General features: G+C 73.2%; 18 protein-coding genes and 1 pseudogene. 13 read left to right on the top strand and 6 right to left on the bottom strand.

Annotation, left to right across the window (positions count from 1 at the left end):
- Positions 1-22: 22 nt before the first annotated feature.
- The 4 genes from IE168_RS07060 to recO all read left to right on the top strand — a co-directional run bounded on the left by IE168_RS07060 (position 23) and on the right by recO (position 2,986).
- Positions 23-403: a DUF4845 domain-containing protein gene (locus IE168_RS07060; protein ID WP_189496645.1), complete on the top strand. Its 381-nt coding sequence runs from the start codon at positions 23-25 to the stop codon at positions 401-403.
- The gene (gene rnc, locus IE168_RS07055; protein WP_189496643.1) at positions 390-1,070 is read left to right on the top strand and encodes a ribonuclease III; all 681 of its coding nucleotides are present in this window, start codon (positions 390-392) and stop codon (positions 1,068-1,070) included. The genes IE168_RS07060 and rnc overlap by 14 nt, the downstream gene beginning before the upstream one ends.
- Positions 1,067-1,990: a GTPase Era gene (gene era, locus IE168_RS07050; protein WP_189496641.1), complete on the top strand. Its 924-nt coding sequence runs from the start codon at positions 1,067-1,069 to the stop codon at positions 1,988-1,990. Before rnc ends, era begins: the two co-directional genes overlap by 4 nt.
- Positions 1,991-2,236: 246 nt before the next feature.
- Positions 2,237-2,986 carry a DNA repair protein RecO gene (recO, locus tag IE168_RS07045; RefSeq protein WP_343224895.1) on the top strand — a complete coding sequence of 250 codons (750 nt, stop codon included), beginning with the start codon at positions 2,237-2,239 and terminating at the stop codon, positions 2,984-2,986.
- Here the strand turns inward: recO and IE168_RS07040 are convergent.
- Positions 2,965-3,678, bottom strand: coding sequence for a response regulator transcription factor (locus IE168_RS07040; RefSeq protein ID WP_229823226.1), 714 nt, complete (start codon positions 3,676-3,678; stop codon positions 2,965-2,967). The two genes, recO and IE168_RS07040, sit on opposite strands and share 22 nt — an antisense overlap.
- Before the next feature lie 34 nt (positions 3,679-3,712).
- On the opposite strand from IE168_RS07040, the gene IE168_RS07035 reads away from it, so the two are divergent.
- From IE168_RS07035 to IE168_RS06995, 9 genes are all read left to right on the top strand, one after another.
- On the top strand, positions 3,713-5,728 hold the full coding sequence (locus tag IE168_RS07035; RefSeq protein WP_189496636.1) for a translocation/assembly module TamB domain-containing protein: 2,016 nt from the start codon (positions 3,713-3,715) through the stop codon (positions 5,726-5,728).
- 18 nt (positions 5,729-5,746) lie between these two features.
- Positions 5,747-6,373 (top strand): YdbL family probable chaperone protein, encoded by a 627-nt coding sequence (locus tag IE168_RS07030; RefSeq protein WP_189496634.1) that lies wholly within the window; start codon positions 5,747-5,749, stop codon positions 6,371-6,373.
- Positions 6,374-6,484: 111 nt separating this feature from the next.
- Complete coding sequence (rlmD, locus tag IE168_RS07025) at positions 6,485-7,813, top strand: 23S rRNA (uracil(1939)-C(5))-methyltransferase RlmD (RefSeq protein WP_189496632.1); 1,329 nt, start codon at positions 6,485-6,487, stop codon at positions 7,811-7,813.
- A 135-nt stretch (positions 7,814-7,948) separates the two neighbouring features.
- A complete protein-coding gene (locus IE168_RS07020; protein WP_189496927.1) occupies positions 7,949-8,464 on the top strand; it encodes a CYTH domain-containing protein in 516 nt (171 codons plus the stop codon).
- A 12-nt stretch (positions 8,465-8,476) separates the two neighbouring features.
- Positions 8,477-9,478, top strand: coding sequence for a beta-N-acetylhexosaminidase (nagZ, locus tag IE168_RS07015; RefSeq protein ID WP_189496630.1), 1,002 nt, complete (start codon positions 8,477-8,479; stop codon positions 9,476-9,478).
- Positions 9,475-10,038, top strand: a complete 564-nt coding sequence (locus tag IE168_RS07010; RefSeq protein WP_189496628.1) for a hypoxanthine-guanine phosphoribosyltransferase — start codon at positions 9,475-9,477, stop codon at positions 10,036-10,038. The genes nagZ and IE168_RS07010 overlap by 4 nt, the downstream gene beginning before the upstream one ends.
- A 5-nt stretch (positions 10,039-10,043) precedes the next feature.
- A complete protein-coding gene (locus IE168_RS07005) occupies positions 10,044-10,796 on the top strand; it encodes an S-methyl-5'-thioinosine phosphorylase (RefSeq protein WP_386659245.1) in 753 nt (250 codons plus the stop codon).
- 97 nt (positions 10,797-10,893) lie between these two features.
- Positions 10,894-11,100 (top strand): cold-shock protein, encoded by a 207-nt coding sequence (locus tag IE168_RS07000; protein ID WP_189496624.1) that lies wholly within the window; start codon positions 10,894-10,896, stop codon positions 11,098-11,100.
- A 403-nt stretch (positions 11,101-11,503) separates the two neighbouring features.
- Positions 11,504-12,187 (top strand): hypothetical protein, encoded by a 684-nt coding sequence (locus tag IE168_RS06995; RefSeq protein WP_189496622.1) that lies wholly within the window; start codon positions 11,504-11,506, stop codon positions 12,185-12,187.
- Between the two features lie 19 nt (positions 12,188-12,206).
- On the opposite strand, the gene IE168_RS06990 is transcribed toward IE168_RS06995, so the two are convergent.
- From IE168_RS06990 to IE168_RS06970, 5 genes and pseudogenes are all read right to left on the bottom strand, one after another.
- Positions 12,207-12,758 (bottom strand): DUF6630 family protein, encoded by a 552-nt coding sequence (locus tag IE168_RS06990; protein WP_308430345.1) that lies wholly within the window; start codon positions 12,756-12,758, stop codon positions 12,207-12,209.
- Between the two features lie 303 nt (positions 12,759-13,061).
- Entirely contained in the window at positions 13,062-14,885 is a 1,824-nt protein-coding gene (locus IE168_RS06985) for an ABC transporter transmembrane domain-containing protein (RefSeq protein WP_189496620.1), read from the bottom strand.
- A gap of 27 nt (positions 14,886-14,912) precedes the next feature.
- Positions 14,913-15,498: pseudogene (locus tag IE168_RS06980) on the bottom strand (IMPACT family protein).
- Positions 15,495-16,580, bottom strand: coding sequence for a hypothetical protein (locus IE168_RS06975; RefSeq protein WP_189496618.1), 1,086 nt, complete (start codon positions 16,578-16,580; stop codon positions 15,495-15,497). The pseudogene IE168_RS06980 and the gene IE168_RS06975 overlap by 4 nt, the downstream one beginning before the upstream one ends.
- Complete coding sequence (locus IE168_RS06970; RefSeq protein WP_189496617.1) at positions 16,577-17,185, bottom strand: RNA polymerase sigma factor; 609 nt, start codon at positions 17,183-17,185, stop codon at positions 16,577-16,579. The genes IE168_RS06975 and IE168_RS06970 overlap by 4 nt, the downstream gene beginning before the upstream one ends.
- Positions 17,186-17,336: the final 151 nt, after the last annotated feature.

The raw sequence follows: 17,336 nt of genomic DNA, 5'->3' as shown, positions 1-17,336 counted from the left end.
CGGGGATCGAGGGGAGACGGCAATGAGGAATTCGCAACGCGGCATCACCCTGCTCGGGTTCATCATCGTGCTGGCGGTCGTGGGCCTGTTCGCCTACGTCGGCATGAAGCTGTTCCCGATGTATTCCGAGTACTACAGCGTGCGCTCGGCGATGAAGGGCCTGGCCAGCGAGCCGGGCATCGGCAACACCGACCCGCGCAAGATCCAGGACCTGTTCTTCCGCCGGCTGTACATCAGCTACTCGGAAAACGTGAAGCCCGAACACGTCAAGATCAAGCGCGTCGGCGCCGGCTGGCAGATGGACGTCAAGTACGAGGTGCGCAAGCCGCTGATCGCCAACCTCGACGTCGTGGGCAAGTTCGAGTCCACGCAGATGCTGACCAGGACCGGTGCGGTCGACTGATGCCGATGCGCGCATCGCGGGGCATGTGTTCCGCGATCCCGCGCTGCTTGCACAGGCGCTGACGCACCGCAGCGCCGGGGCGCCGCACAACGAGCGCCTGGAATTCCTCGGCGACGCGCTGGTGGGGCTGATCGTGGCCGAGGCGCTGTACCTGCGCTGGCCCAAGGCCGACGAGGGCGCGATGACCCGCGCCCGCGCCGAGCTGGTGCGCGAGTCCTCGCTGGCGCGGATCGCGCGCGACCTGGACCTGGGCGGCCGGATCACCCTGGGGCCCGGCGAGATGAAGTCCGGCGGCCACCGGCGCGATTCGATCCTGTCCGACGCGCTCGAGGCCGTGGTTGGCGCGATCTACCTCGACGCCGGCTTCGAGGCCTGCCGCAGCGTCGTGATGCCATGGTTCGAGGCGCAGTTCGCCGCGCTGCCGGCCGGCGGCATCGGCAAGGACCCCAAGACCCGGCTGCAGGAATGGCTGCAGGGCCGCCAGCGCCCACTGCCGGCCTACGAACTGGTCTCCGAGAGCGGCGAGGAGCACGCCCGCACCTTCCACGTGCGCTGCCTGCTCTCCGATCCCGCGCTCGAAGCCGAAGGCAACGGCAGCTCGCGCCGTGCCGCGGAACAGGACGCCGCCGCGGCGATCCTCACCCAACTGGAATCCCTCAAGCCATGAACACCCCAGCCGCCAGCCGCAGCGGCGCGGTCGCCGTCGTCGGCCGGCCGAACGTCGGCAAGTCCACCCTGGTCAACGCGCTGGTCGGCGCCAAGGTCAGCATCGTCTCCAACCGCCCCCAGACCACGCGCCATCGCCTGCTGGGCATCGCCACGTTCCCGGCGGGACAGCTGCAGCTGGTCGACACGCCCGGCATCCACCGCGGCGAGCGCAGCCAGTCGGCCACGGCCATGCACCGGATGATGAACCGCGCCGCGCGCGGCGCGCTGGAAGGCGTCGACGCCGCGGTGCTGGTGGTCGAGGCCGGCCGCTGGGACGAGGAGGACACGCTCGCCTACGAGGCCCTGCGCGAAGCGAAGGTGCCGGTGGTGCTGGTGGTCAACCAGGTCGACCGCATCCGCGAGAAGGCGACCCTGCTGCCCTATCTGCAGCAGGTGGTCGAGGGCCGCGAGTTCGCCGGCGTGCACCCGGTGTCGGCGCTCAAGCGCACCGGCCTCGACGCGCTGGTGGCCGAGCTGCTGGCGCTGGTGCCCGAGGGCGAACCGGCCTACGCCGAGGACGAGATCACCGACAAGAGCCAGCGCTTCCTCGCCGCCGAACTGCTGCGCGAGCAGCTGATGCGCCAGCTCGGCGCGGAGCTTCCGTATTCGACCACGGTCGAGATCGAGTCCTTCAGCGAGGAGGCGACGAAGTCCGGCCCGATGATGCGCATCGGCGCGGTGGTCTGGGTGGAGCGCGACGGCCAGAAGGCGATCGTGATCGGCAAGGGCGGTGCGCGCCTGCGCGAGATCGGCACGAAGGCGCGGATGTCGATGGAGCGCCTGTTCGGCAGCAAGGTGTTCCTGGAAACCTTCGTGCGCGTGCGCGCCGGCTGGTCCGACGACGAGGCCGCCCTGCGCAGCTTCGGCTACGACCAATAACCCCGGCGACCAACCCCGTCCAGCCGTCCGCCCCGTCCACCCGTCCATCGGTCCGCCCGTCCGCCCCTCCGCCTCGTCCGCCCGTCCATCGGTCCGCCCGTCCGCCCCTCCGCCCCTCCGCCCCTCCGCCCCTCCGCCCCTCCGCCCCTCCGCCCCTCCGCCCATGTAGGAGCAGCTACAGCTGCGACCCGGGCCCCCACGGCCCCCGACATCCTTCGCGGCTGTAGCCGCTCCTACAATGGCGTGATGCGGATCCTCGGCGAGCACGCCTTCGTCCTCCACGCGCGGGCCTGGCGCGAGACCAGCCTGCTGGTCGAAGTGCTGTGCGCGGAGCATGGGCGGCTGGGACTGGTCGCGCGCGGCGTGCGCGGGCCGAAGCGGCAGGCGCTGCGCGCGGCGCTGCAGCCGATGCAGCACATCCGCTTCGATGCCGTGCTGCGCGGCGAACTCGCACACCTGGCGTCCGCCGAAGCCCTCGATGCCGCCCCGCGCCTGCAGGGTGAAGCGATGCTGTCGGGCTTCTACGCCAGCGAACTGGTGCTGCGCCTGGCGCCGCGCCAGGATCCGCAGCCCGAGCTGTACGCCGCCTACGACCTGCTGCGCGCGCGCCTGGGCGAGGGCGAGCCGCTGGCCTGGACGCTGCGGCGCTTCGAGCGCGACCTGCTCGACGCCATCGGTGTCGGCCTCGACTACGGGCACGAAGGCGATGGCGACCCGGTCGATCCGGCCGCGCGCTACCGGCTGGACCCGGGCCACGGCCCGGTGCGCGTGCGCGGCGAACGGGGCGGCGAACGCGACCGCAGCGCCACCGGGCGCGCACTGCTCGGGCTGGCCGCGGACATCGCGCCGCCCGCGGACGAGCTCGGCGGACTGCGGCGCGTGCTGCGCGAAGTGCTCGAAGCGCACCTGGGCGGCAGGCCGCTGGCGTCCTGGCAGCTGCTGGGCGACCTGGGCCGCATGGCCCGGCCGCGGCCTCAGGGCGGCAGCAGCTCCTGAGTCGCGGCGTCGAAGCCGGCGAGCGCCGCGTCCGCATCCGGCGCGGCCTGCAGTGCCTTCACCGCGGCTTCCAGCCGCGCCGCACCGACGAAGCCGCAGCTCGCGCGCAGGCGGTGCAGGGCATCGCGCAGCGCGTCGTGCCGGCCGCTCCGGGCCGACGCCATGACCTGGCCGTGCGCGACCGGCAGCTCGGCCAGGAACAGCTGGCGCAGCGCCTCCATGTGCGCGCGTTCGCCGTTGAGCGCGCGCAGCGCGGCGGCGTCGTCCCAGGCCAGCGCGCCGGATCCCGCGGGTTCTTCCGGCCCGGCCTCGGCCACGCGCAGCGGCCTGCGTCCGGCCAGGGCGCCGGCCAGCGCCGCGCGCAGCGCCGCCGCGGCCAGCGGCTTGACCAGCACCGCGTCGAAGCCGGCCTGGTGCAGGGTGTGGTGGAGCTCGGCGTCGCGTGCGGCGGTGTGGGCGATGGCCGGGGTGTCGAGTCCGAGGGCGCGCAGCTCGGCCAGCAGTCCGGCGCCGTCGCCGTCGGGCAGGTGGGCATCCACCAGCCAGAGCGCGTAGGCGATGTTGGTCGCCTGGGCTAGCGCCGCCGCGCGTGAGCCGACGGTGTCGACGTTGGCCGGAAGCGCCTCCGCGGCGGCGCACAGGAACGTGGCCGTGGTGTGGTCGTCCTCGACCAGCAGGATGCGTGGCTTCATTCGCGCGTCCCCTCCTGTCGCTACTCTGGCTGCCATGCCCGCGAGGATCTTAACCCTGCTCGTCCTGTTTGCGCTGCTGCACGCCGGCGGGGCGGAAGCGCGCGTGCTGGTGGCGAAGATGGCGAAGGTGTCGACGCCGGTAGCGACGCTGGAAGGGGTCGAGGTGCGGCTGGACTGGCCCGCGGACGCGGCGACCGGCGACCTGCGCATCACCGCAATGCGCGCGGACGCACCGGACCTGGGCCAGCACCACGAATCGCTGGCCTGGCGCTGTCCGCTGCGCCGCGACGGACGCGGCGGCTGGGCCTGCGACGGCGAGCTGAGGGCGGGCCGCGCCGCGCCGCTGCGCCTGGCGCTGGCGCTGCCGCCCGAAGGCATCGAGGCGGCACTGTCCGGCGCGGACGGGGCGCGCCTGGCCCTGCGCCATCGCGACGCCGCGCCCGACCTCTTCGCCATCGACATCACGCGCGTGCCGGTGGCCTGGGCGCAGTCGCTGGCCGAAACCGCGTGGGCGGGCGTGCGCCTCGGCGAGGGCCGCATCGACGGCCGGATCGAGCTGCGCGTTCCGGACGCCGGGCCGATGCGCCTGCAGGGCGAGCTGGGCCTGGCCGGCGGCGCGTTCGACAGCGCCGACGGGACGCAGGCCGGCGCGGGACTGGGTGGGCGGCTCGCCATCGACTGGCTGGCCGCCGACGCGGGGCCGCTGCTGGCGATCGAAGGCCGGCTGCTGGGCGGCGAGCTGCTGTTCGGCAGCGGCTACGTGGTGCTGCCGGAGACGCCGGTCAGCGTCCACGTGCGTGCGCAGGGCCACGACGGCGGCTGGGCGATCACGTCGTTCTCGGCCGAGGATCCCGGCGTGCTCGACGTGCGCGGCAGCGCCGACATCGCGTCGGGCGGCCTGCGTGCGCTCACGCTCGGGCTTCGCAGCGCCGACGCCTCGCAGCTGCCGGCGCGCTATCTGTCGGGCTGGCTCGGACAGGCGGGGCTGGGCGGGCTGGCCATGTCGGGCGGCCTGGACGTCGATGTCGCGCTGGCCGACGGTGCGCTGGCGGGTCTCGATCTGCGCACGCGCTCGCTCGACGTCGCGGCGCCGGACGGGCGCTTCCGCTTCGACGGCCTGGACGGCGACGTGCGCCTGGTATCCACGGGCGGCGCCGTCAGCGAACTGCGCTGGCAGGCCGCGGCGATCGGTGCGATCCCGTTCGGACCGGCGCGCCTGCCCTGGCGCAGCAGCGGCGGCGAGCTGCACCTGCGCGAAGGGGTCGGCATCGACCTGCTCGGCGGCCGGCTCGACATCCCGGCGCTGCGCCTGCGCCCGGCCGGGAGCCACGGCCCGCTGCTGGTGGAAGGCGCGCTGGCCGTGGACTCACTGGACATGGCCACGCTGGCATCGGCACTCGGGCTGCCGGCGTTCCCGGGCATGCTCACCGGCAGCATCCCGTCGGCGCGCTACGTCGGCGATCGCCTCGACTTCGACGGCGGCCTGGTGGCCCGCGCCTTCGACGGCGAGGTCCGGGTGTCGTCGCTGGCGATGGAGCGGCCCTTCGGCGTCGCGCCCACGCTGCTGGCCGACATCGACCTCGAGGGGCTCGACCTGGAAGCCCTGACCGGCGTGTTCGACGTCGGCAGTATCAGCGGCCGGCTGCACGGGCGGATCCACGGCCTGCGACTGGTCGACTGGGAGGCGGCGGCGTTCGACGCCGAGCTGCACACCGAGCCGCGCCGCGGCGTGCGCCAGCGCATCAGCCAGCGCGCGGTGCAGGACATCTCCAGCGTCGGCGACGCCTCGTTCACCGCCAGCCTGCAGGGCCGGCTGCTGGCGCTGTTCGACGACTTCGGCTACCGCCGCATCGGCATCTCCTGCCGGCTCGCCAATGGCGTCTGCACGATGGCCGGGCTTCAGCCTCGCGGCAGCGGGTTTGTTATCGTCGAGGGCGCCGGGCTGCCGCGCCTGGACATCGTCGGCTACAACCGCCGCGTCGACTGGGAGACCCTGGTCGAGCGCGTGGCCGCCGCAGGATCGGGCGAGGTCTCGCCCGTGTTCGACTGACCGTCCGAGGAGGACTGCATGCGCTGGACCGGACTGCCCTTCGTCGCCGCGCTGGCGCTCACCGCCTGCGTCACCATCAACGTGTATTTCCCCGCCGCCGAGGCGCGCGAGGCGGCGCGCGAGTTCGTCGAGAACGTGATCGGCGAGGAGGGCGCGGGCACCGCGCCGGAGCTGCCGGCGGACGATCCCGGCGGCATGCCGGGCGGGATGGCGCTGGAGGGCGGCGCGACCGGCCGCGGCCTGGCGTTCGACCCGTGGATCCTGCTCGGCATCGCCCCCGCGCACGCCCAGACGCCCGACATCACCATCCGCACGCCGGCGATCCAGGCGATCCAGCAGCGCATGGAATCGCGCTTCGCGTCCACGCTGCGGCCGCACTTCGACAGCGGCGCGCTGGGCTTCGGCAGCGACGGCCTGGTGGTGGTGCGCGACGCCGGCTCGCTGCCGCTGAAGGACCGGGTGGCGGTGAACGCCGCCGTCGCCGACGACAACCGCGACCGCAACGCCGTCTACCGCGAGGTGGCGGTCGCCAACGGCCATCCCGAATGGGAGCCCCAGATCCGCGAAGTGTTCGCGAAGCAGTGGATCGCCAGCGCGCGCCCCGGCTGGTGGTACCAGGAGGGCGGCAGCTGGAAGCAGAAATAGCCAGCACCCTGCAATCCCTCTGTAGGAGCAGCTACAGCTGCGACCGCCCCCAGGGATGTCCGCCACGCACGTTTGAGACAATGGCCGGCCCACCGCACCGGCAGCAGCACATTGGCACGCATCGACAAGACGCCCTTCGAGACCGTGATCCTCGGCCTCGGCCATGACGGCCGCGGCGTGGCCCAGCGGCCCGAAGGGCATCCGCACGCCGGCAAGCCGCTGTACATCGCGGGCGCGCTGCCGGGCGAGCGGGTGCTGGCGCGCCAGATCCGGCGCTGCCGCCGGTTCGACGAGGCCGAGGTGCTGGACGTGCGCGAGGCCTCGCCCGACCGCGTCGAACCGCGCTGCCCGCACTTCGGCACCTGCGGTGCCTGCAGCGTCCAGCACCTGGCGCCGGAGCGGCAGGTCGAAGGCAAGGCGCGGATGCTGGCCGACTGCTTCGAGCGCGCCGGGGTGGCGCCGGAGGCCGTGCTGCCGCCGCTGACCGGCGCGGCCTGGGGCTATCGACGCAAGGGCCGGCTCTCGGTGCGTCGCGTGGAGAAGAAGGACCGCACCCTGGTCGGCTTCCGCGAGCGCGACGCGCGCTTCGTCGCCGAACTCTCCGAGTGCCACTCGATCGTGCCGCAGGTCGGCCTGCACCTGCAGGCGCTCTCGGCGCTGGTCGACAGCCTCGAGGCGCGCAGCACCATCCCGCAGATCGAGTTCAGCGCCGGCGACGACGCGACCGCGCTGGTGATCCGCCACCTGGAGCCGCTGGGCGAGGGCGACCGCGCCGCGCTGGCGGCGTTCGCCCGCGAACACGACTTCGCTATCTACCTGCAGCCGGGCGGCCTCGACACCGTCGCGCCGCTGTGGCCGGAGGCGCCGCGGCTGTCGTTCCGGCTCGCGCCCTGGGACGTCGAGCTGGACTTCGAGCCGCTGGACTTCATCCAGGTCAACGCCGACCTCAACGCGAAGATGATCGCGCACGCGCTGGCGCTGCTGGACGTGCAGCCGGGCGAGCGCGTGCTCGACCTGTTCTGCGGCCTGGGCAACTTCAGCCTGCCGCTGGGGCGCCACGCGGCCGAGGTCGTGGGCGTGGAGGGCGACGCCGGGCTGGTGGCGCGCGCGCGCGCGAATGCCGCGCGCAACGGCATGCCGCACGTGCAGTTCCATGCCGCCGACCTCACCACCGATCTTTCCGCCGAGCCGTGGATGGGCGCGGGCTTCGACCGGTTGCTGCTGGATCCCGCGCGCGCGGGCGCGCTGGAGGTGCTGCAGCAGCTGCCGCTCGACGGGCTGAAGCGCATCGTCTACGTGAGCTGCAACCCGGAGACGCTGGCGCGGGACGCGGCGTATCTCGTCGATGAACGCGGCTGGCGGATGCGCGCGGCGGGCGTCATGGACATGTTCCCGCACACCACGCACGTGGAGTCGATCGCGGTGTTCGAGCCCGCCTGACCGCGAGCCGATACGCCGGACCGGGGCCCGATGCGTGTGGGAGCGGCCATGGCCGCGATATGCTGGCGGGCCGCCGGCCACAGGCACGGCGCGATCGCGGCCATGGCCGCTCCTATGGTTGCAGGGCACGTGCTGATGGGCATCGAGATCGAGCGGAAGTTCCTGGTCACCGGCGACGGCTGGCGCGAGGCCGCGCACGCCGTGGTGCCGATGGCGCAGGGCTACCTCAACGACCAGTCGTCGATGGACGAGGGCCGCCAGCGCGCCTCGGTGCGCGTGCGCCTGGAGGGCGACGCCGCCTTCCTCAACATCAAGTCGCGCGAGCTCGGCCACACCCGCCAGGAGTTTGAATACCCGCTGCCGGTGGACGAGGCGCGCGCGCTGCTGGACCTGTGCGTCGGCGGCCTGGTCGAGAAGCGCCGGCACCTGGTGCGCCACGGCGCGCACCTGTGGGAGGTCGACGAGTTCCTCGGCGACAACGCCGGCCTGGTCGTGGCCGAGATCGAACTGGGCAGCGCCGACGAGGCCTTCGAACGCCCCAGCTGGGCGGGCAGCGAAGCCACCGACTGCCCCCGCTACTACAACCTGGCCCTGGCCGCCCGCCCGTACTCGCTGTGGAGCGATGCCGAGCGCGCGGGCCCGGGCACCTGAGGAGAAACACGCATGCTCGTCATCGGCGTCGCCGGAACCGGACTCACCGCGCAGGAGCGCGACTGGCTGCAGCACGACGCCTGCGCCGGCGTGATCCTGTTCACCCGCAACTTCGCCTCGCGCGCGCAGGTGGCCGAGCTGACGCAGGCCATCCGCGAAGCCGCGCCGCGGCCGCAGCTGGTCTGCGTCGACCAGGAGGGCGGCCGCGTGCAGCGCTTCCGCGAGGGCTACAGCGCGCTGCCGCCGCTGGACACCTTCGGCCGCGACTACGCCCGCGACCGCGAAGGCGCGCTGGCCCGCGCCCGCGAGCACGCCTGGCTGATGGCCAGCGAGATCCGCGCCACCGGAGTCGACCTCAGCTTCGCGCCGGTGGTCGACCTCGGCCGCGGCAACCTCGCCATCGGCGACCGCGCCTTCTCCGACGATCCGCAAGTCGTGGCCGCGTTCACCCGCGCCTACGTCGAAGGCATGCACGAGGCCGGCATGGCCGCCACGCTCAAGCACTTCCCCGGCCACGGCTCGGTGCTGGAGGACACGCACTTCGACGATGCCGTCGACGATCGCCCGCTGGAGACGATCCGCGCCGAGGACCTGGTGCCGTTTGCCGCCGGCATCGACGCCGGCGCCGACGCGGTGATGCTGGCGCACGTGGTCTATCCGCAGGTCGCGCCGGAGCCCGCCGGCTACTCGCCGCGCTGGATCAACGACATCCTGCGCCAGGAAATGGGCTTCCGCGGCGTGGTGTTCTCCGACGACATCGGCATGGCCGCCGCGCACGGCGTGGGCGGGATCAAGGCGCGTGTGGACGCCCATCTGGACGCCGGCTGCGACGTGGTGCTGGTCTGCCATCCGGAACTGGTGGAGGAATCGCTGGCCGCGGCCGAGGGCCGCGCACTCAATACCATGGCGCTGGCCGGCCTGATGGGGCGCGGCGCGCTAGGCTGGGACGGCCTGCTGGCGGATGCGCGCCACGGCGCCGCGTCCGCGCGCCAGGGCGGCGGGGTGGCGGCATGACCGCCGCGCCCACGCTGGCGGCTGTGCTTGCCGATGCCGACCTCATCCACGGGCGCGAAGTGCTCGAGGCCGCGATCGGCACCATGGCCGACGCCATCCGCGACGAATACGCTGGCGACGACCGCCCGCCGCTGTTCGTCACCATCATGCACGGCGGCATGCCCTTCGCCGCGCAGCTCGCCTTCGCGCTGGGCGAGCGCGGCCTCGACGTCGAGTTCGACTACCTGCACGCCACCCGCTACCGCGGCGGCACCACCGGCTCGCGCCTGGCCTGGCTGCACCGCCCGGCGACGCCGATGCGCGGCCGCCGCGTGATCCTGGTCGACGACATCCTCGACGAAGGCCACACGCTCAAGGCCGTGACCCGCTGGTGCGAGGACGAGGGCGCGGCCGACGTGCGCGTGGCGGTGCTGGCGACCAAGGTGCACGACCGCTGCGTCGACGGCGTCTGCGCCGACTGGTCGGGCGTGGACGTGCCCGACCGCTACGTCTTCGGCTACGGCATGGACTACAACGAGCAGGGCCGCAACCTGCCCGCCATCTACGCACTGGGGGAATGAACGCCATGGAGCCCATCGCGCTGGCGGTGATCGGCGGCACCGGCCTGTACCGCCTGGCCGGCCTGCAGGACCCGGAGGAACACCAGCCGGTGACGCGCTACGGCGCGCTGTCGGGCCCGGTGCGGATCGGGCGCATCGCCGGCCGGCGCGTGGCCTTCCTGGCCCGCCACGGCGAAGGGCATTCGGTGCCGCCGCACCTGGTGAACTACCGCGCCAACCTGTCCGCGCTGCACGCGCTGGGTGCGCAGCGCGTGCTGGCGCTCAACACCGTGGGCGGCATCACCGAGGCCTATGGCCCGCGCGTGCTCGCGTGCCCCGACCAGCTCATCGACTACACCTGGGGCCGCATTTCCACGTTCTGCGAAGAGCCCGGCACCGAGGTGCTGCACGTCGACATGGGCGACCCCTACACGCCCTCGCTGCGCCGGGAGGTGCTGGCGGCGGCCGCGAAGGCCGGCGTGGCCCTGGTCGACGGCGGCTGCTACGGCGCCACCCAGGGCCCGCGCCTGGAAACGCGCGCCGAGATCGCGCGCATGCGCCGCGACGGCTGCGACCTGGTCGGCATGACCGGCATGCCCGAAGCCGGCCTCGCCCGCGAGCTCGGCCTCGACTACGCCTGCCTGGCGATCGTCGCCAACTGGGCGGCCGGCGCCGGCCCGCAGGTCGACGAGGTGATCACGCTCGACGAGGTGCTCGCCAACGTCGCCGCCGCCACCTCGGGTCTACCCTTGGTCGTGGAGGCGTTGCTGGCCGGATGATTGCGCGGGCCGTTCAGGCTTTGCATACTCGGGCCGCGCGTGCCGGTCCCTTGCAGGCCGGCCCCCGCAATCGCATCCAGACGAGGTAGGAAGAGTCATGCAATACGGCACAGTGAAGTGGTTCAACGACGCCAAGGGTTTCGGCTTCATCGCTCCCGAGGACGGCAGCGCGGACGTGTTCGTGCACTACTCGGCGATCGACGCCAAGGGCTTCCGCAGCCTGCAGGAAGGCCAGCGCGTCAGCTATGAAGTCACGCAGGGCCCGAAGGGCGCGCAGGCGGCAGGGGTGTCGCCGGTCGCGTAAGCGGCGCCGACAAGACAAGTGTTCCCTGTTCCAGGGCTCCGGTTCCGCCGGGGCCCTTTTTTTTGACCCATCTCCCAAGTGAGGGATTGCGCGCTGCGCTGATCCCTGGCGCAGGCCGGCGGGAGGTTGGTCGTGCTGCGGCGCGATGCCTGCTGCCGCTCATGTCCCCCGGCTGCGGCCTGCGGCCACAGCCTCCTCCTTGACTTCCCGTCAGCAGGCATCGCACCGCAGTCCGGAAGGGTGTCGGCCGCTGGAGGGAGGGTGGAAGCGGTCCACCTGGAAACACTCGAGAAAGGCGGCGTAACGTTGCTGCACATTGCGGGTCACGCAGGCAACGACGCGCGCCTGCTCTTCTTGCAACGGGCCGCCGGAACCCTGGCCGGCTTCGGCGCGTGGCCTGCTGATGGTCGAGTTCGACGGCACCGACTACCGCGAGCGGTTCTTCGGCACGCGCCTGGGCGATCGGGGGCAGTGGGTAGACTTCAGCACGCCGGCATTCCGGAACTGGCATCAGACCCTGAACGCCTGGCTGCGACAGCCGGCCGGCGAACGTGACCCGGTCCCGCCGGTGACGACCAACGACCTCCCGGACACCCATGTGTTCACTCCGGAGGACCTGAAGAAGGGGGTCTATGCGACCGTGAACTTCTGGCAGGGTTCGGCTGGTTCGCGGGTCGTGGCGACCATCGACGGCGGCCCCGAGTTGCTGCTTGAACGCACGCAGCAGGGCGTGTGCGAGCCGATCAATGTCGGGGTCGATTACGTGGATCCGTTTGCCGCCCAGCGCATTGCCACGGTGGGTCGCTGGGCCTACGCGAGCCGTTCCGGCGACGATCTCACCCAGGGCCACGTGCGCGGAAAGGGCAACGTCGACGGCCGTGTGCGGCCGCCACAGCCGTATGGCGAGCTGCCTGAGAAGAACCATCACCTGTGGCGCACGCGCTTGGCGGAAGACCTGGCCGAAGGCGTGCATGTGCTGACGGTGACCTCCACCGACCGCAACGGGCAGTCCGGGACCGACAGCACGGTGTTCGAAGTGCGTGCCGTGCTGCCGTTGCCGCACTATCCGCGCGAGCTCTGGGAGTAGGGGGCATCCGCCGGGTGCGTCAGCCGGCGGGGCGCACCTCGATGCCCAGCGCCGGCGCGACCACGCGCATCGCCGCGTCGTCGCGGCTCAGCGTCATCCATCCGGCGACGGTGTCGGTTCCGGTCTCCCAGACCCAGAGCGTGTAGCCATGGGAGCGCAGCGCGTCGTAGGCCACGTGCAGCAGCTCCCGGATGCTGGCCTCGTCCAGGAACGCGTCGTCGGTCGGATCCTCGACGCCCCAGTCGAGGTCGAGGTTCCAGCGCGCCACGAGCTCGGTGATGCTCTCTACGAAGGCCGCCGCATCGTCGTCGTGGACCTGGAAGCCGGAGGTCCAGTCGATGATGTCCTTCAGCACCCAGGCCGGCTCGGTCTCGCCATCGTCCAGGTCGGCGGTGGCGTCCTGCCAGGCGCCGAACTGGCGCAGGGCGGTCTCCTCGTCGCCGGGGTTGATGAGCAGCAGCAGCTGCCAGACCAGCGCCTCGGTGCCGGCTTCGTCGTCGACTTCCATCTCCGCGTCGAAACCGCCGGCGTATTCGTCGTCCGGGTCGAACTCGTGGTCGGGTGCGTGCATGGCGGTGGCCGCGGGGCGGGCGCACAGGATACGCGCGACGCGCCACATTCGCGGAGCAGCCGCTCTGGTTAAGAGCGTTCTTGCCACGGATTTACGCGGATGACGCGGATCGGGCCGAGGCCAGTACCAGCGCCACGCGCTGCCCGAGCGTCTCTTGAAGGGGCTTCTTCGCGGCCTGCTGTGAATAGGCACTGGACCACAATCCTGCCTCGGTCCGATCCGCGTCATCCGCGTAAATCCGTGGCAAAAAAAGCTCTTCAGCCCGTCTTGTTCTTTCAGCGCAAATCCGTGGCTGAAAACGCGTCAAGCCACCGACGAAGCATCCAGGAACTGCAGGCGGGCGAGTTCGGCGTAGAGACCGCCCTGGGCAAGGAGTTCGGTGTGGCTGCCTTCGGCCACGATGCGGCCGTGGTCCATCACCACGATGCGGTCGGCGCGCAGCACGGTGGCGAGGCGGTGGGCGACCACGATCGTGGTGCGGCCTTCCATCAGGCGTTCCAGCGCGTGCTGTACGGCGCGCTCGCTCTGGGCGTCGAGCGCCGAGGTGGCTTCGTCAAGGAGCAGCAGCGGCGCGTCGCGCAGCAGGGCGCGGGCGATCGCCACGCGCTGCTGCTGGCCGCCGGAGAGGCGCGCGCCGCGCTCACCGAGTTCGGACGCGTAGCCGCCCGGCAGCCGTTCGATGAAGTCGTGGGCCTCGGCGGCGCGCGCGGCGGCCTCGACCTCGGCGTCGCTGGCGTCCAGGCGCCCGTAGCGGATGTTGTCGGCGGCGCTGGCGGCGAAGATGGTGGGCCGCTGCGACACCAGCGCCATGGTGCCGCGCAGTTCGACGGGGTCGAGCTCGCGCAGGTCGATCCCGTCCAGCGACACGCTGCCCGACTGCGGGTCGTGGAAGCGCTGCAGCAGGGCGAACACCGTGCTCTTGCCGGCGCCCGAAGGGCCGACCAGCGCCACGGTTTCGCCCGGCGCCACCTCGAGACTGAAGCGGTCCAGCGCGGCGGTGTCGGGGCGGGTGGGGTAGTGGAAGGTGACGTCGCGCAGGGCGACGGCGCCGCGCACCGGGCGCGGCAGCGCGTGCGGCGAGGCCGGCGCCACCACCTTCGGCTGCTCCTCGAGCAGCTCGCCGATCCGGCCCATGCCGCCGGCGGCCTTCTGCAGTTCGTTCCAGACCTCGGCCAGCGCGCCCACCGATCCGGCGCCGAACATCGCGTACAGCACGAACTGGCCCAGGGTGCCGGCGCTCATGCGGCCGTCGGCAACGTCGTGCGCGCCCAGCCACAGCACCAGGGTGATGGCGCCGAACACCACCGAGATCGCCACTGCGGTCACCAGCGCCTGCACGCCGATGCGCCTGCGCGCGACCTCGACCGCGGTGGCCACGGCCGCGCCGAAGCGGCCGCGCTCGTGGTGTTCGCGCGCATGCGACTGCACGGTGTCGATCGCGCCCAGGGTTTCGGTCGCCAGCGCGTTGGCATCGGCCACGCGGTCCTGGCTCTGTCGCGAGATCTTCTGCAGCCGCCTGCCGCCGAGCACCAGCGGCAGCACCGCCAGCGGGATGCCGACCAGGGTCCAGGCCGCCAGCCGCGGGCTGGTCACCACCAGCATCGCGACGCTGCCCAGCACCATCACCGCGCTGCGCAGGGCCACCGACATGCTGGTGGCGACCACGCCGCGCAGCAGCTCGGTGTCGGCGGTCAGGCGCGAGACCAGCTCGCCGCTGCGGCTTTTCTCGAAGAAGGCCTGGTCCAGGCCGACCAGGTGCCCGAACAGCTGCGTGCGCAGGTCGGCCACCACCTTCTCGCCCAGGAGGGACACGAAGAAGAAGCGCGCCGCGGTCGCGACCGCCAGCGCCAGCGTCACCAGGAACAGCAGCATGAAGGCGGTATCGATGCCGGTGCCGCTGGCGAAGCCGTCGTCGATCATGAAACGCACCGCCACCGGCAGGCTCAGCGTGGCCGTGCTGGAGGCGACCAGCGCCAGCAGCCAGGCGACCAGCAGCCCCCTGTGCCGCGCCAGGAATGGCCACAGCGGGCGCAGGCTCGACAGCGGGGCCTTCGACTTGCCGGCCGGGGCGTCGTTGTCGCGGCCGGAGGCGGGCGGTGGCGTGGGCGTGTTCGCGAACTGGACCATCCGCGCATTGTCGCCGATGGACCGCGCCTATGGTTCGCCGACGCGCGCCCGGTCGCGGGTGGCATCGCGCAGGTGCACCGCCAGTGCCGGCAGCCGGGCCGCCGGCAGGCGCAGGGTGAAACGCACGCCGTCGGTGCCGAAGTCCTCGCCCAGCTTCTCCGCGCCGAAGGCCGGCAGGGCGCCGTGCACCGCGGCGATGTCGGCGAAAGGGCACTCGACCTCGACCTCGGCCATCTCCACCACCTCGCGCCGTTCGGCGGTGCGCAGGCATTCGGCCGCGGCGCCGCCGTAGGCGCGCACCAGGCCGCCGGCACCGAGCTTGATGCCGCCGTACCAGCGCGTCACCACCACCGCCACGCCATCCAGGCCCTGGCCGTCGATGGCGGCGAGGATCGGCCGGCCGGCGGTGCCGGCGGGCTCGCCGTCGTCGCTGGAGCGGTAGCCGCTGCCTGCGCCAGGCCCAGCAGTTGTGCGTGGCCTCGGGCACCGAGACCGAGGCGATGAAGGCCGCCGCGGCGTCGGCGTCGGCGACCGGCGCGGCGCTGGCGAGGAAGCGGCTGTGCTTGACGACGAGTTCGTGCGTGGCCGGCGCGGCGAGGGTGATGGTGCTCATTCCCCGCCCAGCAGCATCCGCAGGTCTTCGGGCACCGGGGCGTCCGGGTGGCGGCGGCGGAATTCGGCGTAGCTGTCGCGGGCCTCGGCGTAGCGCTCGGCCGCGACCAGCTCGCGGATGCGCGCCAGCCAGGCCTCGCGCACGGCGGGCGAGTCGACCGAGGCCGGCGGGGTGTCGTCAAGCGGCTGGTCGAGCCAGTCCTCGTGGCCGGTCTCGTCCGCGGCCGCGGCGGTGGTGTCGACCGTGTCCGCCTGGTGGCGGCGGGCTTCGGCGGCTGCGCGCGCCTTGGCGGCGTCTCCCGCGCGCGCAGCGTCCGGGATCGCGGGCAGGGGGGCTTGGAGCGCACGCGGCGCGGCCGTGGACGACGGTGCCGGCGCCGGCGGAGCAGGCGGGGCCGGCGGTGGCGAAAGCGACACCGGTGCGGATGCCGGAGCCGGGGCGGGCGTGTCCATCGGCGAGGGCGCGTCGAAGACGATCGGGGGTGGCTCGGGATCCTGCGCCCTGGCGGCCGCGGACGATTCCGTCATCGCAGGCGTCGGCCTGTCCGCGCTGATGCGCCTGGAACCGTCGGCCGCCGCCGGCGCGGGCGCAGCCACGGCCGGAGCCGGCGGCTCCGCGGGCGGCGTCGTCGCCTGTGGACCTGGATCCGGCCGTGTCCTGGCCGCGGCGTCCGCTGCGGGCGGAGGGGCCACGGCCTCGGCCGCGACCTGCCGCGACGGCGCGGCAGGCGCCGTCACCGCCGTCGCGTCGCCCGCGAGGTCGGGCGCGTCGAAGCGGGGACGCAGCTGCCAGGCCACGCCCACGGCGATCACCAGGGTCGCGGCCAGCGCGCCGCCGCGCAGCCACGCCGGGCTGCGGTGCCGACGATGCCGACCGGTCTTCGCGGTCGCACGGGAAGGGCCGGCCGAGTGGCCCGATGCGCCGGCGCCACCCGCGCGGGCGCCGGCCGCGGCCCGGGCCGACGCGAGGATCGCCGCGTCCAGCGCCGCGGACGGCCCCGTCGGCGGCGCGCCGCGCGCGAGCGCGTCGGCCAGCTGGCGCTCGGCCGGGGACAGGGGGTCGGGGCGGGTCGGGCCCGTCATCGGGCGTCCTCCGGGGCGGGCACGCCCTCCGGCACGGGGCCGGCCAGGGCGGCGCGCAGCTTGTCCATGGCATAGCGCAGGCGCGACTTCACGGTCTCGCGGCCGACGCCGGTGATGTCGCCGATCTCGTCCAGCGTCAGCTCCTGCTCCAGGCGCAGCAGCACGACTTCGCGCTGCTCGGCCGGCAGGGCGTCCAGCGCCTGCTGCAGGCCGCGCTGGCGCTGCCAGGCGTCAAGCCGGCGTTCGGGCGTTTCGGGGTCCTCGAGGCCGGCGGTGCGCGCCTCGGCGTCGTCCGGCGCCGGAGGGCGGTGCTGGCGGGCGCGCCACTGGTCGGCCACGCGGTTGCGCGCGATGCGGTACAGCCAAGCGGTGAACGAGGCCTCGGGGCGCCAGTCACGGCCCGCGGCCACCACGCGCTGCCAGGTGTCCTGGAAGACCTCGTCGGCCAGCCCGGGATCGCGCAGCTGGCGCAGCAGGAAACGGTGGAGGCGCAGGCGATGGCGCGCGTACAGCGCTTCGAACGCCCCGGCGTCGCCGCCCACCCAGGCCTGCATCAGCGCGTCATCGCTGCGTCCGGCGGCTTCGGGCTGCGGCAGGGCGTCCATTGGCGGCAGGTTAAGCGCTGGGCCCGGGCGCGTGAAGCCCGTGCGCGACGTCGCGATGCACGGCATCATGTCGGCGGGGCGCATGGGGGATGGCCGCCCCGGCTTGCCGCTGGTGGCGTGATCCGGCGTTGTTCCCCTGGTGCGGAGTTGT

This window comes from Luteimonas padinae (assembly GCF_014652935.1).
Classification (GTDB): Bacteria; Pseudomonadota; Gammaproteobacteria; order Xanthomonadales; family Xanthomonadaceae; genus Luteimonas; species Luteimonas padinae.
This window is presented reverse-complemented; position numbering and strand designations above follow the sequence as displayed.